We start from the raw sequence: 22,520 nt of genomic DNA, 5'->3' as shown, positions 1-22,520 counted from the left end.
GTTCTCAATGCTACCGAGAACGTTGAAGAATGTACCCTAACCTCCTGATAAATGAAAGCTTTTTCTCAAAAAATTTTCATTCACCACCAACCAGGTCACTTCTTCAACACCACCAACACATCCTCCAACTCGACAATCATCTGCCGAATCAGCTGCTTGTACTGGCTCGACTCATCCTTGGCCTCCTCACTGGAGAGCCGCAACCGCGCCCCACCAATGGTGAAGCCCTGGTCATAAAGCAGCGCACGAATCTGGCGAATCATCAGCACGTCCTGGCGCTGATAATACCGCCGGTTCCCCCGCCGCTTCACGGGATTGAGCTGGTCGAACTCCTGCTCCCAATACCGCAGCACGTGCGGTTTTACCGCACAAAGCTCACTCACCTCACCGATGGTGAAGTACCTTTTGCCCGGTATGGGGGGCAGTTCGTCGTTATGGCTTGGTTCCAGCATAGGCCTCAACCCGGGCCTTCAACTTCTGCCCTGGACGAAAGGTGACGACGCGCCGTGCAGTGATCGGGATTTCTTCCCCAGTCTTGGGGTTGCGGCCCGGCCGCTGGCGTTTGTCGCGAAGGTCGAAGTTGCCGAAACCGGACAGCTTGACCTGCTCGTTCTCTTCAAGTGCGTGCCGAATTTCTTCGAAAAACAGCTCGACCAGCTCCTTGGCCTCACGCTTGTTAAGCCCTAGCTCCTCGTACAGCCTTTCGGCCATCTCAGCTTTCGTCAGAGCACCCATGCCGTTATTTCCTTAACGTGGTGTTCAACCTTTGTTCGAGCGAGGTGAGGATGTTTTGCAGTGCGGCGTTCACCTCATCGTCGTTAAGAGTGCGCGATGGATGCTGCCAGGTCAAGCCGACGGCCAGGCTTTTTCTATCAGGATCAATACCTTTACCCTGGTAGACATCAAACAGCCTGAGGTCTGTGAGCCATTCGCCTGCATTGTCACGAATTACTTCAAGCACCGCGCTAGAAGCTACATCACGTCCTGCGATCAAAGCCAGGTCACGACGGGTTTCCGGGAACCTGGACAGCTCGCTGAACTTTGGCAGGCGGCCTTCGACCACGTCGCCCAGCACCAGCTCGAAGAGGAACACCGGGCGGTCCAGGCCCAGGGCCTTGGCCAGCTCTGGGTGGATGGCGCCGAGGTAGCCGACCAGCTTGCCGTCACGCTCGATGGCGGCGGTCTGGCCTGGGTGCAGGGCGGGGTGCTTGCCGGCGCTGAAGGTGAAGTCGCTCAGCGCGCCGGAGTAGCCCAGCAGGGCTTCCACGTCGGCCTTCACGTCGAAGAAGTCGACACTGTCGCGGCCGTTGGCCCAACCTTCCGGCAGGCGGCTGCCGGTGACCACGCCGGCGATCATCGGTTGCTGCTGCAGGTCGCCGAGCTGGCCGACGAAGCGCAGGCCGCTTTCGAACAGGCGCACGCGGTCTTGCTGGCGGTTCAGGTTGTGCTGCAATGCCTTGACCAGGCCCGGCCACAGCGAGGCGCGCATGGCGGCCATGTCGCTGGAGATGGGGTTGGCCAGCAGCAGCGGCTCTACGCCCGGGCTGAACAGTTCGAACAGTTTCGGGTCGATGAAGCTGTAGGTGATGGCTTCCTGGTAGCCGCGGGCCACCAGCAGGCGGCGCAGGGTCGGCAGGTCACCGCGGGTTTCCGGCTTGCCTTGCGGCGCCAGGCGGGCTTGCGGGTAGCGCACCGGCAGGTTGTTGTAGCCGTACAGGCGGGCCAGCTCTTCGATCAGGTCCACTTCCAGGCTGATGTCGAAGCGGTGGCTTGGCACGTTGACGGTCCACTGCCCTTCCCCACTCTTGGTGGTGGTCAGCTCCAGGGCGTTGAGCAGTTGCTCGACCTGGGCAGGGTCCATTTCCATGCCGAGCATCTGGGTGATGCGTTCGGCGCGCAGGGTCACCGGGGCGACTTGCGGCAGGTGCTGTTCGCTGACGGCTTCGACCACCGGGCCGGCTTCGCCGCCGACGATGTCGAGCAGCAGCTGGGTGGCGCGCTCCATGGCTTCGCGGGCCAGCTGCGAATCGACGCCGCGCTCGTAGCGGTGCGAGGCATCGGTGTGCAGGCCGTAGGAACGGGCTTTACCGGCGACGGAAATCGGCTCGAAGAAGGCGCTTTCCAGGAACAGGTCGCGGGTTTTTTCGGTGTTCACACCGCTGTGCTCGCCACCCATGACGCCGGCGATGGCCAGGGCGCGGGTGTGGTCGGCGATGACCAGGGTATCGGCGCGCAGGGCCACTTCCTGGCCGTCGAGCAGGACCAGCTTCTCGCCTTCTTCGGCCATGCGTACGCGGATGCCGCCGTTGATTTCTGCCAGGTCGAAGGCGTGCATCGGTTGGCCGAGTTCGAGCATCACGTAGTTGGTGATGTCGACGGCGGCGTCGATGCTGCGCACGTCGCTGCGGCGCAGGCGTTCGACCATCCACAGCGGGGTCGGCTTGCTCAGGTCGACGTTGCGGATGACGCGGCCCAGGTAGCGTGGGCAGGCAGCCGGGGCGCTGACTTCGACCGGGCGCACTTCGTCGTGGGCAGCCGGTACCGCTGGCACTGCCGGGCGGGTGACCGGGGTGTCGTACAGGGCGCTGACGTCGCGGGCCAGGCCGGCGATGGACAGGCAGTCGCCGCGGTTCGGGGTCAGGCCGATCTCGATGCTGGCGTCGTCCAGGCTCAGGTACTGGCGAATGTCTTCGCCCACCGGGGCGTCGGCGGCCAGTTCCAGCAGGCCGTCGTTCTCTTCGCTGATCTGCAGCTCGGCAGCCGAGCACAGCATGCCGAAGGACTCGACGCCGCGCAGCTTGGCCTTCTTGATCTTGAAGTCGCCGGGCAGTTCGGCGCCGATCATGGCGAACGGGATCTTGATGCCTGGGCGGGCGTTAGGAGCGCCACATACCACCTGGAAGGTTTCCTGGCCGTTGCTGACCTGGCACACGCGCAGCTTGTCGGCGTCCGGGTGTTGTTCGGTGGCGAGGATCTCGCCCACGACGATGCCGCTGAACTGGCCGGCAGCAGGGGTGACGCTGTCGACTTCAAGGCCGGCCATGGACAGGCGGGCGACCAGTTCGTCACGGGAGACTTGCGGGTTTACCCAACCGCGCAGCCACTGTTCACTGAATTTCATGCTGTTCTCCTGAAAGTTGCGTCGGGCATTGACCTAGCGGAATTGCGCGAGGAAGCGCAGGTCGTTGTCGAAGAACAGACGCAAATCGTTGACGCCATAGCGCAGCATGGCCAGGCGCTCGGCGCCCATGCCGAAGGCGAAGCCCTGGAATTCTTCCGGGTCGATGCCGGACATGCGCAGCACGTTCGGGTGCACCATGCCGCAACCCATTACTTCCAGCCAGCCGGTCTGCTTGCACACGCGGCAGCCTTTGCCGGAACACATCACGCACTGGATGTCGACTTCGGCGGACGGCTCGGTGAACGGGAAGAACGATGGGCGGAAACGCACCGCCAGTTCTTTCTCGAAGAACACCCGCAGGAATTCTTCGATGGTGCCCTTGAGGTCGGCGAAGTTGATGTCGCGGTCGATCAGCAGGCCTTCGACCTGGTGGAACATCGGCGAGTGGGTGATATCCGAGTCACAGCGGTACACGCGGCCCGGGCAGACAATGCGGATCGGCGGCTGGCTGGACTCCATGGTCCGCACCTGCACCGGCGAGGTGTGGGTGCGCAGCAGCATGTTGGCATTGAAGTAGAAGGTGTCGTGCATCGCCCGCGCCGGGTGGTGGCCGGGGATGTTGAGCGCTTCGAAGTTGTGGTAGTCGTCTTCCACCTCGGGGCCTTCGGCGATGCCGTAGCCAATGTGGGTGAAGAACTGCTCGATGCGCTCGAGTGTACGGGTGATCGGGTGCAGGCCACCGGTGGCCTGGCCGCGGCCTGGCAGGGTGACGTCAATGCATTCGGCCGCCAGGCGAGCGCTGAGCTCGGCTTCTTCGAAGGCCGCCTTGCGGGCATTGAGCACCACGGTAACGCGCTCTTTGGCGTCGTTGATCAGCGCGCCGACCTTCGGCCGCTCTTCGGCTGGCAGGTTGCCCAGGGTCTTCATCACCTGGGTCAGTTCGCCCTTCTTGCCGAGATAATTAACCCGGATCTGTTCCAGGGCATTGATGTCTTCAGCGCGCTCCACAGCTTCCAGGGCTTGGGAGACCAGCGCATCCAGGTTTTCCATGTACAGACTCCAGATACGAAAATAGGGGAAGAGCTTTGAAGGCTCTTCCCCTATCGATGACGTTCAATGCCCGACGGCGCTGGCGCCGCCGGGTGATTGTCGCGGGTACTTAAGCCAGAACGGCTTTAGCTTTCTCGACAATCGCAGCAAACGCCGCTTTTTCGTTCACTGCCAGATCGGCCAGAACCTTACGGTCGATTTCGATCGAAGCCTTTTTCAGGCCAGCAATCAGACGGCTGTAGGACAGACCGTTGGTGCGGGCACCGGCGTTGATACGAGCGATCCACAGTGCGCGGAACTGACGCTTCTTCTGACGACGGTCACGGTAGGCATATTGACCAGCCTTGATGACCGCCTGCTTGGCAACGCGGAATACGCGCGAGCGTGCACCGTAGTAGCCTTTAGCCAGTTTCAGAATTTTCTTGTGACGCTTACGAGCGATGACGCCACGCTTAACACGAGCCATGAGTAACTTCCTCTATCTAAACCAGAATTAACGTACGCGCAGCATGCGCTCGACTTTTGCCACGTCAGACGGGTGCAGCAGGCTGGCACCGCGCAGTTGACGCTTACGCTTGGTCGACATTTTGGTCAGGATGTGGCTCTTGAAAGCGTGCTTGTGCTTGAAGCCGGAAGCGGTCTTCAGGAAGCGCTTCGCAGCACCGCTCTTGGTTTTCATTTTTGGCATGTTGGAACTCCGCATTCGATAAAATTACACAATAATCATCAGGCCTGCCGTGCCCGGGAGATTACTTCTTCTTTTTGGGGGCGATGACCATCATAAGCTGGCGTCCTTCCATCTTCGGATGCTGCTCAACGGAGCCGTATTCGGCGAGGTCGGCTTCGACCCGCTTCAACAGCTCCATGCCCAGCTCCTGGTGGGCCATCTCACGGCCGCGGAATCTCAGAGAGATCTTGGCCTTGTCCCCATCGGTAAGGAAACGTACCAGGTTGCGTAGTTTTACCTGGTAATCCCCTTCTTCCGTCCCTGGACGAAACTTGATTTCTTTGATCTGGATCTGCTTCTGGTTCTTCTTGGCTTCGTTGGCCTGCTTCTTCTTTTCGAAGAGGTGCTTGCCGTAGTCCATCACCTTGCAGACGGGCGGCTGCGCGTCGGCAGAAATTTCCACCAGATCCAGCTTCGCTTCATCAGCGATACGAAGCGCTTCATCAATCGAGACGATGCCAATCTGCTCGCCGTCAGCGCCAATTAACCGAACCTCGCGTGCCGAGATATTCTCGTTGATCGGGGCTTTCGGTGCAGTTCGTTTATCGTTTCTCATTTCACGCTTAATAGTCATTACTCCGATTCTAGGCGACCGCGCTGGGCAACAGCGCTGTTGAGCAGCTGCGTGAATTCAGCCACCGGCATGGAGCCGAGGTCTTTGCCTTCACGGGTGCGTACGGCGACGGTCTGCGTTTCGACTTCGCGATCCCCTATAACCAAAAGGTACGGGACCTTGAGCAAAGTATGCTCGCGGATTTTAAAGCCGATCTTCTCATTTCTCAAGTCCGACTTGGCACGGAAACCGCTACCGTTCAGGGTATTTTCCACCTCGAGGGCGAAATCGGCCTGTTTGTCGGTGATGTTCATGATCACCGCCTGGGTTGGCGCCAGCCAGGCCGGGAACACACCGGCGTAGTGCTCGATCAGCATGCCGATGAAGCGCTCGAACGAACCGAGGATGGCGCGGTGCAGCATGACCGGCCGCACCCGGCTGTTGTCTTCGGCGATGTAGCTGGCATCCAGGCGCTCGGGCAGGTTCGGGTCGTACTGCAGGGTACCGCACTGCCAGTTACGGCCCAGGCAGTCGCGCAGGGTGAACTCGATCTTCGGCCCGTAGAAGGCGCCCTCGCCCGGCTGGTATTCCCACTCCAGGCCCGATTCGTTCAGGGCGTCGGCCAGTGCACCTTCGGCACGGTCCCACAGCTCTTCGGAACCGACGCGCTTGGCAGGGCGGGTCGACAGCTTCATGGCGATGTCGGTGAAGCCGAAGTCCTTGTACACGTCCAGGGTCAGCTTGATGAAGTCGGCGGCTTCTTTCTTCACCTGTTCTTCGGTGCAGAAGATGTGCGCGTCGTCCTGCACGAAGCCACGCACGCGCATGATGCCGTGCAGGGCGCCGGACGGCTCGTTACGGTGGCAGGCACCGAACTCGGCCAGGCGCAGCGGCAGGTCGCGGTAGCTTTTCAGGCCCTGGTTGAACACCTGCACGTGGCACGGGCAGTTCATCGGTTTTACCGCGTAGTCACGGCTTTCCGACGAAGTGGTGAACATGTTCTCGGCGTAGTTGGACCAGTGCCCGGAACGCTCCCAGAGAATACGGTCGACCACCTGCGGGGTCTTGATTTCCTGGTAGCCGTTGGCGCGCTGCACCTGGCGCATGTATTGCTCGAGCACCTGGTACACGGTCCAGCCGTTGGCATGCCAGAACACCATGCCCGGGGCTTCTTCCTGCAGGTGGAACAGGTCGAGCTGCTTGCCGATCTTGCGGTGGTCGCGCTTTTCGGCTTCTTCGATACGCTGGATGTACGCAGCCAGCTGCTTCTTGTCGGCCCAGGCGGTGCCGTACACGCGTTGCAGCTGCTCATTCTTGGCATCGCCGCGCCAGTAGGCGCCGGACAGCTTGGTCAGCTTGAATGCCTTGAGGAAGCGGGTGTTCGGCACGTGCGGGCCGCGGCACATGTCGACGTATTCTTCGTGGTAGTACAGGCCCATGGCCTGCTCGTCCGGCATGTCTTCGACCAGGCGCAGCTTGTAGTCTTCGCCACGGGCCTTGAACACCTCGATGACCTCGGCACGCGGGGTCATCTTCTTGACCACGTCGTAGTCCTTGTCGATCAGCTCCATCATGCGCTTTTCGATGGCGGCCATGTCTTCAGGGGTGAAGGGGCGCTCGTAGGCGATGTCGTAGTAGAAGCCTTCGTCGATGACCGGGCCAATCACCATCTTGGCGCTCGGGTACAGCTGCTTCACCGCGTGGCCGACCAGGTGAGCGCACGAGTGGCGAATGATTTCCAGTCCCTCTTCATCTTTAGGGGTGATGATCTGCAGGGTGGCGTCGTTGTGGATCAGGTCGCAGGCATCGACCAGTTTGCCGTCGACCTTGCCGGCCACGGTGGCCTTGGCCAGGCCGGCGCCGATGGAAGCGGCGACTTCGGCGACAGATACGGCATGATCGAACGAACGCTGACTGCCATCGGGAAGAGTAATAACGGGCATGGCGCCTCCTCTCCTAGTGGTGACCCCTACCAAAGGTCACGTGGGTTGGGATGAGCCAGTACAAGATCCGGCCTGCCTTCCTGCACAGGAAGCCTGCCTCACAGTGGCAGAAGCCTTTCGGCTTGCGGGGGACGAACCAGAGTGACTGGAAAGAAAAAAGATAGCTGCGGCGCGCAACGGCGCGACCACAAGCCGGGCATGCTAGCACGCGGCTTGTACGCCACGCAGAAATATTTGGAAATTACGCCGTTTGGGTGAACTAACACGGAAAATTTCCTATCAGACCTTGGGAAGCAACCTACTCTTGATGAGACCTGACCCAAGGAGTAACTGGTTATGCGAGTTCCGTCTCTTCTGGCCCTGGCGGCCGCCGGCGCCCTGCTGCTGCCCGTGGCTGCGAACGCCGGCAACTTCCCAGCCGGGAAGGAGGCCGCCTACATGACCCAGTGCACCCAGGTGGCCAGCGGCCAGGGCGTTGACGCCGCCACCGCGAAAAAGCACTGCGCTTGCGGTGCCAAAGCCATCAAAGAGAATTTCACCGACGCGGAGATTGCCGACCTGGACAGCAACGATGGTGTTGACGCCAAGCTGATGCAGAAGGCACAAACCGTGGTGAAACAAACCTGCGCATCGAAGGGCTGAAACCTTACAGCCAGAGCAGGCCAGCCATTCTTTGCGCTGGATCAATATCCTGCGAAGGTAAAAGGCGCTAGATGCGCAGAATTAGACTATGATGTGTCTCGTGCTCCGTAGCCTCGGCCGCATTGCACCACCGAAAAAACTAAATGTTCTGGAGATTCACCCATGTCCAATCGCCAACAAGGCACCGTCAAATGGTTCAATGATGAGAAAGGCTACGGCTTCATCACCCCAGCAGGCGGCGGCGACGACCTGTTCGTTCACTTCAAGGCCATCGAATCCGACGGCTTCAAGAGCCTGAAAGAAGGCCAGACTGTTTCCTTCGTCGCCGAGCGCGGCCAGAAGGGCATGCAGGCTGCACAGGTTCGTCCGGAGTAATTCGGATAGCTGTAAAAAAACCCGCCTTTGTGGCGGGTTTTTTATGGGCGCGTTTTTTTTGTGGGGCGGTGCTGTGTCGCGCGAGGGGCGCGGAGCGGCCCTGGGGTTCAGCGCAGCAGCTTGTATTGCTGGGGCCGCTCTGCGGCCCTTTCGCGGCGCAAGGCCGCTCCTACAGGGAGCCGCGCCGGTTTTCGGGGCTGGGTCAGCCGCAGTTGACGCGGGTCACCTTGCCCTGCTCGTCCACATTCAGGTTCAGGCGCTCGGAACGGTACTCCAGGGTGACCACGTCGTGCGGCTTGAGAATGCGCGCCATCTGCGAGCCACTGGCCTTGCGCGCCTGCTCCAGCAATTCGGCGCTGGCCGGTTTGCCAATGGCGAAATCGGCGCCGCTGGCTTCGCAGCGGCCATCGTTGCCAGCCGGCGTGGTCGAAGTAGCGCTACCGCCAGCATTGCCACCAGTGCTGCAACCAGCCAGGACAACAGCCACCGCCAGGGTTGCCAGGTAAGCACGGGTACGGAACATGAAGCCTCCTAAATCGGTCCGGGAACTGCCTGATCGGACAGTTCCGCTGTTCTTTTGTTGCAAAACCGGTCAAGTTTGCCTCAACCAGGCGGCACAGGCGAAAACGCAATCGTGACCGGATTTTGCACAAGCCGCCGCATTTGCCATATGCTTAAGTCGCAAGGTCAATGACGCAAAGTCATGATTTAGTGCAAGAAGTGGAGCGCACCCCGCCTCCATCGAACACCAGGGTCAGTGTTCGTCCTTCGTCCGGGCCCCCAACGAGAGCGTAATGAGCAGCCACAGCATTGTTGCCGATATCAAGGTCAAATGGGCCGAAGGCCAGAGCGCGTACAGCCCCGGCACACCGGAAGAGTTGTTACTGATTGCCATCGACCTGCTGGTGCGCGACCGCGGCAGCGAGGCGGCGCGTAGCTTCATCGACCAGGTGTTCGAACGCTACGCGCCGCATGCGGCTATTCCAATCGTGCCAAACGGGCGCTGAGCAGGTCGAACAGGCCCTGGGCATCGCCCTGCTCCACCCATAGCACATTGGCAGGCTGCTTGAGCACGCCATACCAGTCGGCAATGCTCTGGCCGAAGGTAGGCCCTTCGCGGCTGTCGATGCTCATGTGGATGCGCCGGCCGCTGAACAGCTCTGGCTTGAGCAGGTAGGCGATGACGCTGGCGTCGTGCACCGGGCCGCCGGGCATGCCGTACAGGTCCATGTCGTGGGTGATGTAGGCGTTGAGGATATCCACCACGCGTTTGCTGGCCTGGTTGTTCACCGCGGCCAACTGCTTGAGGCGGGCGTCGCTGGTCAGCAGTTTGTGGGTGACGTCCAACGGCAGGTAGGTCAGTTGCACGCCACTGGCCAGCACCACTTCGGCAGCATGCGGGTCGGCGTACAGGTTGAATTCCGCCGCCGGGGTGATGTTGCCGCCGTTGAAGTGGGCGCCGCCCATGACCACCACCTGCTTGATGCCCTTGGCGATCTCCGGGCGCTGAACCAGCGCCAGGGCCAGGTTGGTCTGCGGGCCGAGCATGGCGATGGTGATGCTGTGCGGCTTGGCGGCGCTGAGGGTGTCGACCAGGTACTGCACGGCATTGCCCTGGGCCAGGGGCGCTTTTGGCTCCTTGACCTCGACACCGGTGAGGCCTTCCTCGCCATGCACCTCGGCAGCGTAGATCGGCTTGCGCAGCAGCGGGCGACCGGCACCAGCGTACACCGGGATATCCTCGCGGCCAGCCCATTCGCGGGCCAGGCGGGCATTGCGCGAGGTCTTTTCCAGGCGCACGTTGCCAGCCACGGTGGTGATGGCGCGGATATTCAGCTCATCGGGCGAGGCCATGGCCAGGAACAGGGCGACTACGTCGTCGGCGCCGGGGTCGGTGTCGATGATCAGGTCGATCGGGGCGGCCTGGACGCTGGTGGCGGTGACCATGAAGGCGATTCCTTGTAGCAAGGGTTTGAGCATGGGTGGCACTCCTGTTGCCAGAACGAAGGTCTGTAGGAGCGGCCTTGCGCCGCGATGGGGCGCGAAGCGGCCCCAGGTTTTCAGCTTCGCAGCAAACATTGCCGGGGCCGCTTTGCGGCCCATCGCGGCACAAGGCCGCTCCTACAAAAAACAGCGTGTCTTGACGGTTAGAACGTGACGCCGGAAATCAGCGCGATGTTGCTGTAGGGCTGGCACTCGCCGGTGCGCACCAGCGCACGGGCGCTGCGCGACAGCACCTTGAAATCCTCATGGCTCAGCCATTCACGCTTGCCCAGCTTGCCTTTCAAGCGCTCGATCTCGACCAGCGCCGGCGGCACCACTTTCTGCATCTCTGCGGCCAGCACGTGGCGCTCTACCTGCAGCTCGCTCAGCACCACGCGCAGCACACTGGCGAAATCCGGCAGGCCAGGGGTCACGGCCAGGTCGATCAGTTCGACACCCGGCGGTACCGGCAAGCCGGCATCGCCAATCACCAGGATGTCGCCATGCCCCATGCTGGCGATGGTGCGTGACAGGGCGACGTTCAGCAGCGGGGTTTTCTTCATGGCGCAAGCTCCGCCAGATAGGGAATCGACGGCTGGGCCCCGGCACGGGTGACCGACAACGCCGCGGCGCGCTGGCCAAAGGCGATGGCTTCGCCCTCCTCCAGGCCGCGCACCAGGCCGGCGGCGAAGCCACCGATGAAGGTGTCACCGGCAGCGGTGGTATCCAGCGGCTGCACCACCGGCGCGGGGAAGTGTCGGTGGCCCTGCGCCGTGACCAGCAACGCGCCTTGCGCGCCCAGGGTAATGATCACCTTGCCCGCGCCCAGCTGCAGCAGGCGCTCGCCGGCGCGCCGGGCACTGTCCTGGTCGGTCACCGCCACGCCACTCAGGGCTTCGGCTTCGCTTTCATTGGGCGTGAGGTAGTCGATGTGCGCGAACCAGTCCGCTGGCAGCGGGCCCGTGGCGGGCGCCGGGTTGAGGATCACCTGCTTGCCCAGCTCATGCCCCCTGGCCAGGGTCCAGGCCACGGTTTCGGCCGGCACTTCCAGCTGGCAAATGATGATCTCGGCCGCCTGCAACAGCGCATCGAAGCGCTGCACCGACTGCGGTTTCAGCAGGCCATTGCCGCCCGCAATGATGACGATGCAGTTCTGGCTGGCCGCATCCACGGTGATCAGCGCCACACCGCTGGACACGCCCGGGCAGGTTTCGATGGCGCCACAATCGACCCCCTCCACATACAAGGCCTGACGCAGTTGCTGGCCGTAGGCATCGTCCCCCACGTTGCCGATCATGGCCACGCTGCCGCCCAGGCGAGCCACGGCCACGGCCTGGTTGGCGCCCTTGCCGCCGGGCACGGTGAAGAAGCTGTCGCCGGGCAGCGTTTCGCCGGCCCGGGGCAGGCGCTGGGCGCGGGCCACCAGGTCCATGTTGAGGCTCCCGACCACCACGACCTTGGCACTCATGGCATTTCCTTAGCGTTAGCGGTAATCATTGAACAGGTCCGGGCGTGGCCCGGTGGACTCGCGCAGCACCAGGCGCGGGGTGACGATGCGTTGTTCCGCCGCCCCCTGCCGGGGCTTGCAGATGCGCGCCAGCAACAGCGAGGCAGCACTTTCGCCCAGCTCGCGGATCGACTGGCCGACCGTGGTCAATGGCGGGTATACATAACGGCTGAGCTCGATGTCGTCGAAGCCGATCACCGACAGCTCGGCGGGTACATTGATCTGGCGTTCGGCCGCGGCGCGCAGCACGCCGAAACCGATCATGTCGTTACCGGCGAAAATCGCCGTTGGCCGCGGGCCCTGCAGCACCTGCGCCGCCGCTGCGTATCCGCCCAGGCTGGTGAAGTCGCAGTGCAGCACGCGCCTGCCATCGGCCGCTGCGCCGGCCTCGGCCATGGCGCGCCGAAAGCCGCCCAGGCGCAGCTGGGTCACCCCGGTTTCGGCGGGGCCGCCGATGTAGGCGATGTCGCGATGGCCAAGCTCCAGCAGGTGCCGGGTGGCCAGATAGGCGCCCAGCTCGTGGTCGATGCGCACCAGGTCGGCGTCCACGCCCTCCAGTTCGCGGTCGACGATGACCATCGGCGTACGCACCCCGGCCAGGCTTTGCAGCAGGTCGCTGTCCTGGCCCACCGAGGCCACCACCAGGCCGTCGATGCGCTTTTCCAGCAGCACGCGCAGGTAGCTGCGCTGTTTCTGCGGGTTGTCATCCGAGTTGCACAGGATCACGCAGTAGCCGTTGCGTTCACAGGCATCCTCGATACCCCGCGCCAGCTCGGCGAAGTATGGGTTGACGCTGTTGGGCACCAGCAGGCCGATGGTGGCGGTGCTGCGCGCCTTCAACGAACGCGCCACGGCGCTGGGCACGTAGTCGAGTTCGGCAATGGCGGCTTCGACTTTCAACCGCACCTGTTCGCTGACCGGGCGGGTCTTGTTCAGCACATGGGACACAGTGGTGTAGGAGATACCCGCCAGTGCCGCGACGTCTTTGATGGTTGCCATGTTTTCAGTTCCGCCGGGCCGCGCGCCGGCTACGGTAAGTGTCGAGCACCACGGCGATGACGATCACCGCCCCGGTGATGATGCGTTTGGTCGGTTCACTGGCGCCGATCTGCGCCAAGCCGGCGGCCAGCACCGAAATGATCAGCACGCCGAAAAAGGTGCTGATCACTGAGCCACGCCCACCCATCAGGCTGGTGCCACCAATCACCACGGCGGCGATCACCTGCAGCTCCAGGCCGGCACCGGCATTGGGGTCGGCTGCCTCCAGGCGCGAGATCTGGAACAGTGCGGCCAGCCCGGCGAGAAGGCCCATCAGGGCGAACACCAGCACCTTGTACGGGCGCGGATCGATGCCGGCCAGGCGCACCGCCTCTTCGTTGGTGCCAATGCCGATCAGGTACCGGCCGAACACCGTACGCGTCAGCACCAGCTGGGCCAGCACGATCACCAGCAAGGCGATGATGAATGCCGGCGAGATGCCAAAGGCGATGGGGTTGGAGAACCAGGCATAGGCATCGCCGATATAGGCGGTGCGCGAGTCGGTGAACTGGTAGGCCAGGCCACGGGCCATTTCCAGCACGCCAAGCGAGACGATGAACGACGGGATGCGCCAGGCCACGGTAACGCCGCCGGTGATGCTGCCGGCCAACGCCGCCACGGCCATGCCCAGCAGCGCCGCAGGCAGCATGCCCCAGCCCCAGCCGAGGATCGCCACGCTCACGGTCGAGGCGGCCAGTGCCAGCACCGAGCCCACCGACAGGTCGATGCCGCCGATGATCAGCACGAAGGTCATGCCCACCGCCAGCACCATCAGGTCGGGGATCTGGTTGGCCAGGGTACTGAAGGTGTTGTACGACCAGAAGTGGCTGCTGAGGAACGAGAACAGCACGATCATGGCCAGCAACGCGCCGGCCAGGCCCAGGTAGGTACCCAGGCCAAAATAGGTGCCACTGCGGCGCAGCGGTGCAGCGCCCTGGCTGTCGAGCGGGGTGGTTTTCATGCGTCCATCCTGGGGGCTGCATCATGCAGCAGTGCGTCACGTTTCTGATAACCGGCAAAAGCGGCAGCCAGTAGCTGGTCCTGGCTCCAATGGTCACGCTCGAAAGTGTCGATCAGGCGCCCGGCCGAGAGCACGGCGATGCGGTCGCAGATCAGCATCAGCTCGCGCAGGTCGCTTGACACCACCACCAGGGCCTTGCCCTGGCGTGCCAGTTCGGCCAACAGGCCATAGATGTCGAACTTGGCACCCACATCGATGCCGCGGGTAGGCTCATCGAACAGCAGCACCTGGCAGTCACGCTCCAGCCAGCGGCCGATCACCACTTTCTGCTGGTTGCCACCCGACAGCTCGCCGACCACCTGCTGCGGGCCGGCACTGCGGATGCGCATGGCCTGGATCTGCCGGGCGGCCAAGGCCTGTTCGGCCTGGGCATCGAGCACACCGGCGCGAGACACCGCACCCAGGTTACCCAGGGCGATATTGGCGCTGATCGACTGGGTCAGCAGCAGGCCCTCGCCTTTACGGTCTTCGGTGATCAGGGCGATGCCGGCCTGCACTGCAGCCTTGGGCGAGTCGATGGTGACCGCCTGCGGTGGCTGGCCGAGCGCGATGCTGCCGCTGTCGGCCCGGTCGGCGCCGTAGATCAGGCGCAACAGCTCGGTACGGCCGGCGCCGATCAGGCCAGAGACGCCGAAGATCTCCCCTGCCCGGACCTCAAACGACACCTCACGCACCTTGTCAGCGCGGCTGAGCCTGTCGACCCTGAGCAGCGGTGCACCGATCTGTCGGCGGCCCAGGTCGATGTGCTCGCCCAGTTCGCGGCCGACCATCAGGTTGACCAGTTCGGCACTGCTATAGCGCTGGATCGGCTCGTCACACACCAGCCTGCCATCGCGCAGTACGACGATGCGCTGGGCCACGCGCTGCAGCTCTTCGAGGCGGTGGGAAATGTAGACGATGGCCACGCCACGCCGGCGCAAACGTTCGATCTGGGTGAACAGCAGCTCCACCTCACGCGCGGTGAGCATGGCGGTGGGCTCGTCGAAGATCAGCACATGGCAGTCGCCGATCAGGTTGCGGGCGATCTCGACCATCTGCTGGTGGCCGATGCCCAGCTCGCCGACCGGGGTGTCCGGGTCGATGGCGTCGAGGCCGACCTGGGCCATGGCGGCCGTGGCCAACTGGCGCAGGCGCTTGTGGCTGATCCAGCCGAAGCGGCTGGGCAGGTTATCGAGGAACAGGTTTTCTGCCACGGTCAGCGTGGGCAGCAGGTTCAGCTCCTGCATGACCATGCGCACGCCGAGGCGCTCGGCCTCGCTGCGGCTGCCAGGTGCATAGGCCTGGCCACGGTAGCTCATGTGCCCGGTGGTGGGGGCTTCCAGGCCACTGATGAGTTTGGACAGCGTGCTCTTGCCTGCGCCGTTTTCGCCGGTCAGGGCCAGCACTTCGCCGGCGCGCAGGCTCAGGCTGACCTCGGCCAGCACCGGCTGGGCGTAGGTCTTGCCCAGGCCGTTGGCGGCAAGCACCACTTCGTTGGCCGATGCAGGCATGGCCGTTTCTCCTGCCAGCAATTCAGGGTTGGGTGATGAGTTGGACCGGGGTCTGGATGACGTTGTCGGCATCCACCTCGGGCTTCTCGCCCTTGACCATCTTCAGCGCCGCCTGGATGCCGTACACCGCCTGCTGGCTGGCTGCCTGGTCGAGGGTGGCGAGCACCCGGCCATCCTTGAGCATGGGCTTGATGGCATTGATGTTATCGTAGCCCACCACTTGCACCTGGCCGGTCTTGCCAGCGGCACGCACGGCCGAAACGGCACCCAGGGCCATGCTGTCGTTACCGGCCAGCAGGGCCTTAAGGTCCGGGTATTCGTTGAGCATGGAGGCGGCGACGGCGTTGCCCTTGTCGATTTCCCAATTGCCGCTCTGCACCGAGACGATCCTGATCTGCGCGGCGTCCATGGCGTCCTTGAAGCCGGCGGTGCGCTGCTGGGCATTGGTCGTGGTCGGCACGCCTTCGATGATGCCGACCTGGTCGCCGGCCTTGAGTTTCTCGTTGGCCAGGTAGTCGCCGACCAGGCGCGCGCCCTTGCGGTTGTCGGGGCCAACGAACGGCACGCTGATGCCTTTGCTCTTGAGCAGGTCAGGGTCCAGGCGGTTGTCGATGTTGATCACCACCACGCCCTTGTCCATGGCTTTCTTCACGGCGGACACCAGCGCCTTGGAATCGGCCGGGGCGATCACCAGCGCTTTGGCACCGGCGTTGACCATCTGCTCGACGATGCGGATCTGTTCGCCGGTGTCGGTTTCGTTCTTGATCCCGTTGGCGATCAGCTCGAACTCGTCAGGGTGGGCTTTCTGGTAGTCCTTGGCGCCGTCTTCCATGGTGCGGAAGAACTCGTTCGCCAGCGATTTCATCACTAAGGCAACCTTGGGCTTGTCTTCGGCATGGGCTGCCGAGAACGGGATGGCGAAGGACAGAGAAGCAACGACAGCGAGGGCCAACAGGCGACCGGGGAACGGCAGTTTCATGGACGATGACTCCGAATCTTGTGGTTTTTATCGGATAGCAAACGTTTGCGATACGTAACTATGGAAACAGTACCGAGGTTTGTCAAATCCGCTTGGCTGTCGGATGTCAGCGAACTGCCGGGAGCGATTATCCAGAAAACTTCTCCAAAACCGAACGTTTATATTATCCCGGCACCCTGTTGCGTAATAACTGACAGTGAAATACTGTATGTGCATACAGCAAAAACAAGGAAACACTTGTGTCCAACACTGCCTCCGCCACCCCAAACAGCTACACACAACTGGGCATGCGTATCCAGAAGATCATCAACAGCCCCACCGCCCAGCGCAGCCGGGCAGCGTTGATCTTCCGCCTGGAACAGGAAACCCCCGAAGACTGGGAAACGTTGCTTGAGGAAATTGCCGAAAACGACAATGTCACCCTCGCCCACCGCGACGATGGCGGCGTGCAGATTTTCTGGACTGTGCCCAAGGAAGATTGACCGCGCAAGCGCCCGCCGCCATCAGGCCAGCGCCTGCAGATAGGCACTGGCCTCGCGGTAACGGGCCAACCGCGCCAGGTCGGCTGGGCCGGGACTCGGAATGCGCGAAAGGTCGCTGTTATCGGCCAGGTCGGCCAGTTTGACCGTGCGCGCCAGCGGGTCATCGCCCAGGCGCACCACGAAGTCCTGGTAAGCCTCGCCTTCGCGACGGCTGAGCGCCAGCAAGGCGGCAAGAATTTTCAGCGCGAAACCTTCACGCGCCAGGTCGGAGAGGGTCAGCGGGGTATCTTCGATCACGTCGTGAAGCACCGCGACAATCCGTTGTTCTGGGGTGGAAACCCGCATCATCACGCGTAGCGGGTGGAGGATATACGCTGCCCCACCCTTGTCATATTGCCCTTCATGCGCGCTGGCGGCCACGGCAATGGCCCGCTCCAGTGTAGACATGAGCCCCTCCCTGTTCGGCTTGTTCCTGCCAAGCATAGCCAAACTTGGGCCGCCGCGGTCCGTGTAGGAGCGGCCTTGTGCCGCGATGGGCTGCGTAGCAGCCCCAAGGGTTCAGCGTCACGGCAGACTCTGTGGGGCTGCTACGCAGCCCATCGCGGCACAAGGCCGCTCCTACAGAGGGCCGCGCAGTCAGCGAGCTGCGCCGTGCTGAATGACAACCGAATCGGTGCCCAGCTTGGCCATGACCTCGGCCTTGCGTGCTTCGGCTTCTTCACGGGTCGGGAACGGCCCCATCAACACCACCGGCTTGCCGTCGCGGTACTCCACCGAGGATGGAATGCCCTTTTCGATCAGGCGCGCAGTCATGTCGCTGAGCGCACCCATGTTGGCCCCCTGGATCACTTCCACGTCCCAGCCTTGCGGGGCCGGCTGGCCAGCCAGGGCCTCGGCGCGGCGCTGCAGGTCGGCGCCGCCGCACAGCTCGCGGATGCGCAGGTTGTTGCCGCTGTCATCGACAATGATTTCGTACCGGCCATCACGCTTGATCGCCACATAGCTGCGGTAGGGCTCGTACTGCCCGGCGTCGTCCTTGCCACGCACCTGGCCACAGATGGTGCCCTGGGTGTCGATCCGCACGTTACCGAACTTGGCCGTCTTGGGGTTATGCAGGTGTTCGGCCACTTGCTTGTGCACGCCTTCGACTTCGTTCTCACAGCCCGCCAGGGCGAGCACTGCCATTACCACAGCCAGTTTGCGCACGCGTGTACCTCCAGATTCGAAGAGGCGGATTCTAGCACGCCGGGCCATGCCCCGAAGCGCGACCAAACGTTACAGCCTGCTTCGCGCGCATAGCAAAAAGGGCGATCATTGCTGATCGCCCTTTTCGAATTTGGTAGGCACAATTGGACTCGAACCAACGACCCCCACCATGTCAAGGTGGTGCTCTAACCAACTGAGCTATGTGCCTGTCGTGTGGTGCGCATATTAGAGATCAAACACACGGCTGTAAAGCGTTTTTTTGAGAAAAATCAAAAACTTTCGAGTACCGCCCACGCCGAGGCAACTTCGCTGCGCAACCGCCGGCACAACAGGCTGGGCGCCACGTAGAACTCCAATGAAAAAAGGGATGACCCTTGCGGATCACCCCTTCTTCGATTTGGTAGGCACAATTGGACTCGAACCAACGACCCCCACCATGTCAAGGTGGTGCTCTAACCAACTGAGCTATGTGCCTGTCGTGTGGTGCGCATTCTACTCATTCCAAAAACCCTGTCAACACTTTTTTTCACGCTAAGCTACTGAATCATAACCCCTTTATAGAAAGGTGCACGAGCCAGGACCGAGTAAAGGATTTTCAACGGACGACTAGCGGGTGTTTATTATTATTGATAGCATCGGTACATTCGTTAAAAATATAAAACACGAGGTTCCTGCAACATGGCTAACACCCCCTACCCCCAGTCCTACTACGCCGCCTCGGCCAACCCGGTGCCGCCACGTCCGGCGCTGCAGGGTGAGGTGGAAACCGATGTGTGCATCATCGGCGCCGGCTACACCGGCCTGTCCAGCGCCCTGTTCCTGCTGGAGAACGGCTTCAAGGTGAGCATCGTCGAAGCGGCCAAGGTCGGCTTCGGCGCGTCGGGCCGTAACGGCGGCCAGATCGTCAACAGCTACAGCCGTGACATCGATGTGATCGAACGCACGGTCGGCCCCAAGCAGGCGCAACTGCTGGGCCAGATGGCCTTCGAAGGCGGGCGCATCATTCGTGAACGCGTGGCCAAGTACAACATTCAGTGCGACCTCAAGGACGGTGGCGTGTTCGCTGCCCTCACCAGCAAGCAGATGGGCCACCTGGAGTCGCAAAAACGTCTGTGGGAGCGCTTTGGCCACAACCAGCTGGAGCTGATGGACCAGAAGCGCATCCGCGAAGTAGTGGCCTGCGACAACTACGTGGGCGGCATGCTGGACATGAGCGGTGGCCACATTCACCCGCTGAACCTGGCCCTGGGCGAGGCGGCGGCGGTCGAGTCGCTGGGCGGCATCATCTATGAGCAGACCCCGGCCGTACGCATCGAGCGTGGCGCCAACCCGGTGGTACACACCCCGCAGGGCAAGGTCCGCGCCAAATTCATCATCGTCGCCGGCAACGCCTACCTGGGTAACCTGGTACCGGAGCTGGCCAGCAAGTCCATGCCATGCGGTACCCAGGTGATCACCACCGAGCCGCTGGGCGAGGAACTGGCGCGTACCCTGCTGCCGCAGGACTACTGCGTCGAGGACTGCAACTACCTGCTCGACTACTACCGCCTGACCAGTGACAAGCGCCTGATCTTCGGCGGTGGCGTGGTATACGGCGCGCGTGACCCGGCCAACATCGAGGCGATCATCCGTCCGAAGATGCTCAAGGCCTTCCCGCAGCTGAAGAACGTGAAGATCGACTACGCCTGGACCGGCAACTTCCTGCTGACCCTGTCGCGCCTGCCACAGGTCGGCCGTATCGGTGACAATATCTACTACTCGCAGGGTTGCTCGGGCCACGGCGTGACCTATACCCACCTGGCCGGCAAGGTCCTGGCCGAGGCCATGCGCGGCCAGGCCGAGCGCTTCGATGCGTTCGCCGGCTTGCCGCACTACCCGTTCCCGGGTGGCCAGATGCTGCGTGTGCCGTTCAGCGCCCTGGGTGCCTGGTACTACAGCCTGCGCGATCGCCTGGGCTTCTGATGTAGGCAGGCCTGGCCCTGTCGTCGGCGAGCCGGCTCTCACAAGAGCCGGCCGGCGACATGCCGGGGGCAGGCAAAGCTATCTGCCCAAGCTGCTTACGGCCTGTTTCGCGGCAATCTCCTGCCCGGCCCGGGCCAGTTCATCGGCAGCCTGCAGCCAGCGCTGGCGGTCGACCTGGGCCGGCAGCTGCCGCGGCGGCTGCACCAGCACCGCCCAGCTTCCCTGGCTGGCCCACGCCGAGGCAAAGTCATCGAACGCCATCAGCTGTCGCCGGTGCATGCCCGAGCGCAACAGCACGCGCTGCTTGTAGCGGTCATAACCGATCAGCACGGCGTAACGTGGCTCACCCCACCAGGCCGCGCCGTCCTCATAGCGCAACAACACCGGGTTGCCCGCCGCCACCTGGGTCAGCAGCGCGTCCAGCTGCTTGTCCAGCGGATACACCACCATGCCGTAGTCACGCGCCACCCGAGGGATGCTGCTGCCCAGTGCGTCGGCGCCCTGGGGCAGGTTCAACGGCTTGTCCAGCAGCCCCGGGGTAATGGGCGCACCCTGTTGCGAAAGTACTGCCGCCAGGGCCATGGCCCCGCTGTGGTTGGCGTTGCCACGGTAGAATGGCACGCTGCTGATTTCGACCCGCTGTGGCAGGCCATTGAGGCCGGCGGGCGGCGTGCCGGCACAGCCGGCCAGGCTGGCTGCCACCAGGCAGGCCAGCAACAACCGGCGTGGGCTGGTGATTGCCGACTTGAAGGAATCTTGCTCCATGGACACTCGCTTGTTCCAACGCCAGGCAGGCAGCGCCCGGCTCTGCCAGCGATCATAGGGCGGACGGCGGCGCGGGTATAGCCCGGCACTGGCTTGGAGCAAAACGGACCAAGCAATAGACCTTCGGTCAATGGAACGTCACGGGCGAACGGCTAGACTAAAGCAGTGTCTGGAAGGCAAGCGCTGGCTGGCCGAGCGCGGCCCTGAAGAGGGAGGCACAGATGAGCCTGACCATGGCAATTCTCATGCTGGTAGGTATGTGGCTAAGCGTCGCAGCCGCCATGCTGTGGGGTGTAATGCGTATCGTGCGGCGCCATGCCCACCATCACCTGCCGCCACAGGCCCCTGCCCGGGCGCAGCCTGCACACCGGGCACGGCGGCATGCCGGGGTGCACTGAGCAAAGATTCCTCATAGCCATTCGCGGGCAAGCCCGCTTCCACAGGGACAGCACACGCCCTGAAGCGGTGCTGTGCTGTGAAAGCGGGCTTGCCCGCGAATGGGGCGCAAAGCGCCCCCCGCTACTTCACCCTTGCGCCGCTTCGCGCTTCAACCGCGCCCGGCGGGCCAGGATGTTGAGAATCTCGATCGCCGTCGAGAACGCCATGGCCGCATACACATAGCCCTTCGGTACATGGGCGCCGAAACCTTCGGCAATCAGCGTCATGCCGATCATGATCAGGAAGCCCAGCGCCAGCATCACCACGGTCGGGTTGTCGTTGATGAAATTGGCCAGCGGGTCGGCGGCCACCATCATGACGATCACCGCAGTGATCACCGCAATGATCATGATCGGCAGGTGCTCGGTCATGCCTACGGCAGTGATGATGCTGTCGACCGAGAAGACGATGTCCAGCAACAGGATCTGGAAGATCGCCGCGGCAAAGCCAAGGGTAACTGTCGAGGAAACCTTGGCTTCTTCCTTGGCACCGTGCGGGTCGACGTTCTCGTGGATCTCCCTGGTCGCCTTCCACAGCAGGAACAGGCCACCGGCAATCAGGATCACGTCCTTCCAGGAGAAGGCATTGCCGAACACTTCGAACACCGGGTCGGTCAGCTGGACGATCCAGGCCACCGTGCTGAGCAGGGCCAGGCGCATCACCAGGGCCATGCTGATACCGATACGACGCGCCTTGGAGCGGTATTCCACCGGCAGCTTGTTGGTCAGGATGGAGATGAAGATCAGGTTGTCGATGCCTAGTACAACTTCCATGGCCACCAGCGTAGCCAAGGCAACCCAGGCGGTAGGGCTAGCGACGAGTTCCAGCAAGTATTCCATTGTTCACATCCTGCAGCAGCGGTTAAGGGTCAGATTTCCTGGTTGTCTTTGTGCTTGTCGGCGTCCTCGGGTGCGCGCCCTTCACTGCCGATGGCCTCGCTCAGCGCCTGCTGGGCGGCCTTGTTGGTATCGTCGATCGCCTGCTTGGCCGACTGCGCGGCCTGGTCGAGCATCTGCTGGGCGGACTTCTCGGCCTGCTCGCAACCAGCCAGGGCGAACAGGGCCAAGGCTAGCACCAGCGGCGTGCCGATGGATTTGAATTGCAGCATGGGTTCCTCGCTTGTGTGTTCCGGTGGCGCACATGGCGCCCGATGGAGCGCATTCTAAATGCGCGTGATACATCAGGAAAATTCGTATTTTCAGCGGTTATACTTCGGCTTTTACGAATCCGGAAAGCAC

The 22,520-nt window shown here is 62.6% G+C and carries 27 protein-coding genes and 2 tRNA genes; 6 read left to right on the top strand and 23 right to left on the bottom strand.

Annotated features, from left to right (window positions below):
* Positions 1–95: 95 nt before the first annotated feature.
* The 8 genes from ACVWZT_RS19145 to thrS form a co-directional block, all read right to left on the bottom strand.
* Positions 96–452 (bottom strand): MerR family transcriptional regulator, encoded by a 357-nt coding sequence (locus tag ACVWZT_RS19145; protein WP_170030400.1) that lies wholly within the window; start codon positions 450–452, stop codon positions 96–98.
* Entirely contained in the window at positions 433–735 is a 303-nt protein-coding gene (gene ihfA / locus ACVWZT_RS19140) for an integration host factor subunit alpha (RefSeq protein WP_003250679.1), read from the bottom strand. The genes ACVWZT_RS19145 and ihfA overlap by 20 nt, the downstream gene beginning before the upstream one ends.
* 4 nt (positions 736–739) lie before the next feature.
* Positions 740–3,121, bottom strand: a complete 2,382-nt coding sequence (gene pheT / locus ACVWZT_RS19135) for a phenylalanine--tRNA ligase subunit beta (RefSeq protein ID WP_457470782.1) — start codon at positions 3,119–3,121, stop codon at positions 740–742.
* Between the two features lie 33 nt (positions 3,122–3,154).
* Complete coding sequence (gene pheS / locus ACVWZT_RS19130; protein ID WP_170030402.1) at positions 3,155–4,171, bottom strand: phenylalanine--tRNA ligase subunit alpha; 1,017 nt, start codon at positions 4,169–4,171, stop codon at positions 3,155–3,157.
* Between the two features lie 109 nt (positions 4,172–4,280).
* The gene (gene rplT, locus ACVWZT_RS19125; RefSeq protein WP_003250671.1) at positions 4,281–4,637 is read right to left on the bottom strand and encodes a 50S ribosomal protein L20; all 357 of its coding nucleotides are present in this window, start codon (positions 4,635–4,637) and stop codon (positions 4,281–4,283) included.
* Positions 4,638–4,664: 27 nt separating this feature from the next.
* Positions 4,665–4,859 (bottom strand): 50S ribosomal protein L35, encoded by a 195-nt coding sequence (gene rpmI, locus ACVWZT_RS19120; RefSeq protein ID WP_003250667.1) that lies wholly within the window; start codon positions 4,857–4,859, stop codon positions 4,665–4,667.
* A gap of 61 nt (positions 4,860–4,920) precedes the next feature.
* Positions 4,921–5,472 carry a translation initiation factor IF-3 gene (gene infC, locus ACVWZT_RS19115; protein WP_013972005.1) on the bottom strand — a complete coding sequence of 184 codons (552 nt, stop codon included), beginning with the start codon at positions 5,470–5,472 and terminating at the stop codon, positions 4,921–4,923.
* Positions 5,472–7,394: a threonine--tRNA ligase gene (thrS, locus tag ACVWZT_RS19110; protein ID WP_296230776.1), complete on the bottom strand. Its 1,923-nt coding sequence runs from the start codon at positions 7,392–7,394 to the stop codon at positions 5,472–5,474. Before thrS ends, infC begins: the two co-directional genes overlap by 1 nt.
* Positions 7,395–7,730: 336 nt before the next feature.
* On the opposite strand from thrS, the gene ACVWZT_RS19105 reads away from it, so the two are divergent.
* Both ACVWZT_RS19105 and ACVWZT_RS19100 read left to right on the top strand, forming a co-directional pair.
* A complete protein-coding gene (locus ACVWZT_RS19105) occupies positions 7,731–8,036 on the top strand; it encodes a hypothetical protein (protein WP_296230773.1) in 306 nt (101 codons plus the stop codon).
* Positions 8,037–8,198: 162 nt separating this feature from the next.
* Positions 8,199–8,411 carry a cold-shock protein gene (locus ACVWZT_RS19100; RefSeq protein WP_003250656.1) on the top strand — a complete coding sequence of 71 codons (213 nt, stop codon included), beginning with the start codon at positions 8,199–8,201 and terminating at the stop codon, positions 8,409–8,411.
* Positions 8,412–8,613: 202 nt separating this feature from the next.
* Here the strand turns inward: ACVWZT_RS19100 and ACVWZT_RS19095 are convergent, their stop codons facing one another.
* Complete coding sequence (locus tag ACVWZT_RS19095; protein ID WP_457470780.1) at positions 8,614–8,934, bottom strand: I78 family peptidase inhibitor; 321 nt, start codon at positions 8,932–8,934, stop codon at positions 8,614–8,616.
* 271 nt (positions 8,935–9,205) lie between these two features.
* Here ACVWZT_RS19095 and ACVWZT_RS19090 point away from each other — a divergent pair, with 271 nt between their 5' ends.
* Positions 9,206–9,418, top strand: coding sequence for a hypothetical protein (locus ACVWZT_RS19090; RefSeq protein WP_457470779.1), 213 nt, complete (start codon positions 9,206–9,208; stop codon positions 9,416–9,418).
* Here the strand turns inward: ACVWZT_RS19090 and ACVWZT_RS19085 are convergent.
* The 7 genes from ACVWZT_RS19085 to ACVWZT_RS19055 form a co-directional block, all read right to left on the bottom strand.
* Positions 9,390–10,391, bottom strand: coding sequence for a nucleoside hydrolase (locus tag ACVWZT_RS19085; RefSeq protein WP_457470778.1), 1,002 nt, complete (start codon positions 10,389–10,391; stop codon positions 9,390–9,392). The two genes, ACVWZT_RS19090 and ACVWZT_RS19085, sit on opposite strands and share 29 nt — an antisense overlap.
* A gap of 167 nt (positions 10,392–10,558) precedes the next feature.
* Positions 10,559–10,957 (bottom strand): D-ribose pyranase, encoded by a 399-nt coding sequence (rbsD, locus tag ACVWZT_RS19080; RefSeq protein WP_296230767.1) that lies wholly within the window; start codon positions 10,955–10,957, stop codon positions 10,559–10,561.
* On the bottom strand, positions 10,954–11,862 hold the full coding sequence (gene rbsK / locus ACVWZT_RS19075) for a ribokinase (RefSeq protein ID WP_457470777.1): 909 nt from the start codon (positions 11,860–11,862) through the stop codon (positions 10,954–10,956). Before rbsK ends, rbsD begins: the two co-directional genes overlap by 4 nt.
* A 15-nt stretch (positions 11,863–11,877) precedes the next feature.
* Positions 11,878–12,900, bottom strand: a complete 1,023-nt coding sequence (locus ACVWZT_RS19070) for a LacI family DNA-binding transcriptional regulator (protein WP_457470776.1) — start codon at positions 12,898–12,900, stop codon at positions 11,878–11,880.
* A gap of 4 nt (positions 12,901–12,904) precedes the next feature.
* Positions 12,905–13,900 carry an ABC transporter permease gene (locus ACVWZT_RS19065; protein ID WP_170030412.1) on the bottom strand — a complete coding sequence of 332 codons (996 nt, stop codon included), beginning with the start codon at positions 13,898–13,900 and terminating at the stop codon, positions 12,905–12,907.
* Positions 13,897–15,450, bottom strand: coding sequence for a sugar ABC transporter ATP-binding protein (locus tag ACVWZT_RS19060; protein ID WP_296230760.1), 1,554 nt, complete (start codon positions 15,448–15,450; stop codon positions 13,897–13,899). The genes ACVWZT_RS19065 and ACVWZT_RS19060 overlap by 4 nt, the downstream gene beginning before the upstream one ends.
* A 22-nt stretch (positions 15,451–15,472) precedes the next feature.
* Complete coding sequence (locus ACVWZT_RS19055; RefSeq protein ID WP_457470773.1) at positions 15,473–16,429, bottom strand: substrate-binding domain-containing protein; 957 nt, start codon at positions 16,427–16,429, stop codon at positions 15,473–15,475.
* 239 nt (positions 16,430–16,668) lie between these two features.
* Between ACVWZT_RS19055 and ACVWZT_RS19050 the strand changes: the two genes are divergently transcribed.
* Complete coding sequence (locus ACVWZT_RS19050; RefSeq protein ID WP_296230757.1) at positions 16,669–16,911, top strand: DUF1654 domain-containing protein; 243 nt, start codon at positions 16,669–16,671, stop codon at positions 16,909–16,911.
* Positions 16,912–16,932: 21 nt separating this feature from the next.
* Here ACVWZT_RS19050 and ACVWZT_RS19045 read toward each other — a convergent pair whose 3' ends face one another.
* The 4 genes from ACVWZT_RS19045 to ACVWZT_RS19030 form a co-directional block, all read right to left on the bottom strand.
* Complete coding sequence (locus tag ACVWZT_RS19045) at positions 16,933–17,358, bottom strand: GTP pyrophosphokinase (protein WP_296230756.1); 426 nt, start codon at positions 17,356–17,358, stop codon at positions 16,933–16,935.
* Positions 17,359–17,547: 189 nt separating this feature from the next.
* A complete protein-coding gene (locus tag ACVWZT_RS19040; protein ID WP_457470772.1) occupies positions 17,548–18,117 on the bottom strand; it encodes an SPOR domain-containing protein in 570 nt (189 codons plus the stop codon).
* A 131-nt stretch (positions 18,118–18,248) separates the two neighbouring features.
* A tRNA-Val gene (locus ACVWZT_RS19035) sits at positions 18,249–18,325 on the bottom strand.
* 190 nt (positions 18,326–18,515) lie between these two features.
* Positions 18,516–18,592: transfer RNA gene (locus ACVWZT_RS19030), tRNA-Val, on the bottom strand.
* 203 nt (positions 18,593–18,795) lie between these two features.
* On the opposite strand from ACVWZT_RS19030, the gene ACVWZT_RS19025 reads away from it, so the two are divergent.
* On the top strand, positions 18,796–20,079 hold the full coding sequence (locus tag ACVWZT_RS19025; protein ID WP_186674499.1) for an NAD(P)/FAD-dependent oxidoreductase: 1,284 nt from the start codon (positions 18,796–18,798) through the stop codon (positions 20,077–20,079).
* Positions 20,080–20,157: 78 nt separating this feature from the next.
* Here the strand turns inward: ACVWZT_RS19025 and ACVWZT_RS19020 are convergent, their stop codons facing one another.
* Positions 20,158–20,844: a peptidase C39 family protein gene (locus tag ACVWZT_RS19020; protein WP_296230752.1), complete on the bottom strand. Its 687-nt coding sequence runs from the start codon at positions 20,842–20,844 to the stop codon at positions 20,158–20,160.
* A gap of 221 nt (positions 20,845–21,065) precedes the next feature.
* On the opposite strand from ACVWZT_RS19020, the gene ACVWZT_RS19015 reads away from it, so the two are divergent.
* Complete coding sequence (locus tag ACVWZT_RS19015; protein WP_296230750.1) at positions 21,066–21,242, top strand: hypothetical protein; 177 nt, start codon at positions 21,066–21,068, stop codon at positions 21,240–21,242.
* A gap of 126 nt (positions 21,243–21,368) precedes the next feature.
* Here ACVWZT_RS19015 and ACVWZT_RS19010 read toward each other — a convergent pair whose 3' ends face one another.
* Both ACVWZT_RS19010 and ACVWZT_RS19005 read right to left on the bottom strand, forming a co-directional pair.
* On the bottom strand, positions 21,369–22,121 hold the full coding sequence (locus tag ACVWZT_RS19010) for a TerC family protein (protein ID WP_296230749.1): 753 nt from the start codon (positions 22,119–22,121) through the stop codon (positions 21,369–21,371).
* A 29-nt stretch (positions 22,122–22,150) separates the two neighbouring features.
* Positions 22,151–22,390: a hypothetical protein gene (locus ACVWZT_RS19005; protein ID WP_457470771.1), complete on the bottom strand. Its 240-nt coding sequence runs from the start codon at positions 22,388–22,390 to the stop codon at positions 22,151–22,153.
* Positions 22,391–22,520: the final 130 nt, after the last annotated feature.

It is taken from the genome of Pseudomonas sp. TE21394, from assembly GCF_054057835.1.
The sequence above is the reverse complement of the archived record's forward strand: the minus strand, read 5'-3'. Positions and strand labels throughout refer to the sequence as shown.

Coding starts and splice junctions, on each gene's coding strand:
- ACVWZT_RS19145 (WP_170030400.1), bottom strand. CDS start 452: ATGCTGGAACCAAGCCATAACGACGAACTGCCCCCCATACCGGGCAAA.
- ihfA (WP_003250679.1), bottom strand. CDS start 735: ATGGGTGCTCTGACGAAAGCTGAGATGGCCGAAAGGCTGTACGAGGAG.
- pheT (WP_457470782.1), bottom strand. CDS start 3,121: ATGAAATTCAGTGAACAGTGGCTGCGCGGTTGGGTAAACCCGCAAGTC.
- pheS (WP_170030402.1), bottom strand. CDS start 4,171: ATGGAAAACCTGGATGCGCTGGTCTCCCAAGCCCTGGAAGCTGTGGAG.
- rplT (WP_003250671.1), bottom strand. CDS start 4,637: ATGGCTCGTGTTAAGCGTGGCGTCATCGCTCGTAAGCGTCACAAGAAA.
- rpmI (WP_003250667.1), bottom strand. CDS start 4,859: ATGCCAAAAATGAAAACCAAGAGCGGTGCTGCGAAGCGCTTCCTGAAG.
- infC (WP_013972005.1), bottom strand. CDS start 5,472: ATGACTATTAAGCGTGAAATGAGAAACGATAAACGAACTGCACCGAAA.
- thrS (WP_296230776.1), bottom strand. CDS start 7,394: ATGCCCGTTATTACTCTTCCCGATGGCAGTCAGCGTTCGTTCGATCAT.
- ACVWZT_RS19105 (WP_296230773.1), top strand. CDS start 7,731: ATGCGAGTTCCGTCTCTTCTGGCCCTGGCGGCCGCCGGCGCCCTGCTG.
- ACVWZT_RS19100 (WP_003250656.1), top strand. CDS start 8,199: ATGTCCAATCGCCAACAAGGCACCGTCAAATGGTTCAATGATGAGAAA.
- ACVWZT_RS19095 (WP_457470780.1), bottom strand. CDS start 8,934: ATGTTCCGTACCCGTGCTTACCTGGCAACCCTGGCGGTGGCTGTTGTC.
- ACVWZT_RS19090 (WP_457470779.1), top strand. CDS start 9,206: ATGAGCAGCCACAGCATTGTTGCCGATATCAAGGTCAAATGGGCCGAA.
- ACVWZT_RS19085 (WP_457470778.1), bottom strand. CDS start 10,391: ATGCTCAAACCCTTGCTACAAGGAATCGCCTTCATGGTCACCGCCACC.
- rbsD (WP_296230767.1), bottom strand. CDS start 10,957: ATGAAGAAAACCCCGCTGCTGAACGTCGCCCTGTCACGCACCATCGCC.
- rbsK (WP_457470777.1), bottom strand. CDS start 11,862: ATGAGTGCCAAGGTCGTGGTGGTCGGGAGCCTCAACATGGACCTGGTG.
- ACVWZT_RS19070 (WP_457470776.1), bottom strand. CDS start 12,900: ATGGCAACCATCAAAGACGTCGCGGCACTGGCGGGTATCTCCTACACC.
- ACVWZT_RS19065 (WP_170030412.1), bottom strand. CDS start 13,900: ATGAAAACCACCCCGCTCGACAGCCAGGGCGCTGCACCGCTGCGCCGC.
- ACVWZT_RS19060 (WP_296230760.1), bottom strand. CDS start 15,450: ATGCCTGCATCGGCCAACGAAGTGGTGCTTGCCGCCAACGGCCTGGGC.
- ACVWZT_RS19055 (WP_457470773.1), bottom strand. CDS start 16,429: ATGAAACTGCCGTTCCCCGGTCGCCTGTTGGCCCTCGCTGTCGTTGCT.
- ACVWZT_RS19045 (WP_296230756.1), bottom strand. CDS start 17,358: ATGTCTACACTGGAGCGGGCCATTGCCGTGGCCGCCAGCGCGCATGAA.
- ACVWZT_RS19025 (WP_186674499.1), top strand. CDS start 18,796: ATGGCTAACACCCCCTACCCCCAGTCCTACTACGCCGCCTCGGCCAAC.
- ACVWZT_RS19020 (WP_296230752.1), bottom strand. CDS start 20,844: ATGGAGCAAGATTCCTTCAAGTCGGCAATCACCAGCCCACGCCGGTTG.
- ACVWZT_RS19015 (WP_296230750.1), top strand. CDS start 21,066: ATGAGCCTGACCATGGCAATTCTCATGCTGGTAGGTATGTGGCTAAGC.
- ACVWZT_RS19010 (WP_296230749.1), bottom strand. CDS start 22,121: ATGGAATACTTGCTGGAACTCGTCGCTAGCCCTACCGCCTGGGTTGCC.
- ACVWZT_RS19005 (WP_457470771.1), bottom strand. CDS start 22,390: ATGCTGCAATTCAAATCCATCGGCACGCCGCTGGTGCTAGCCTTGGCC.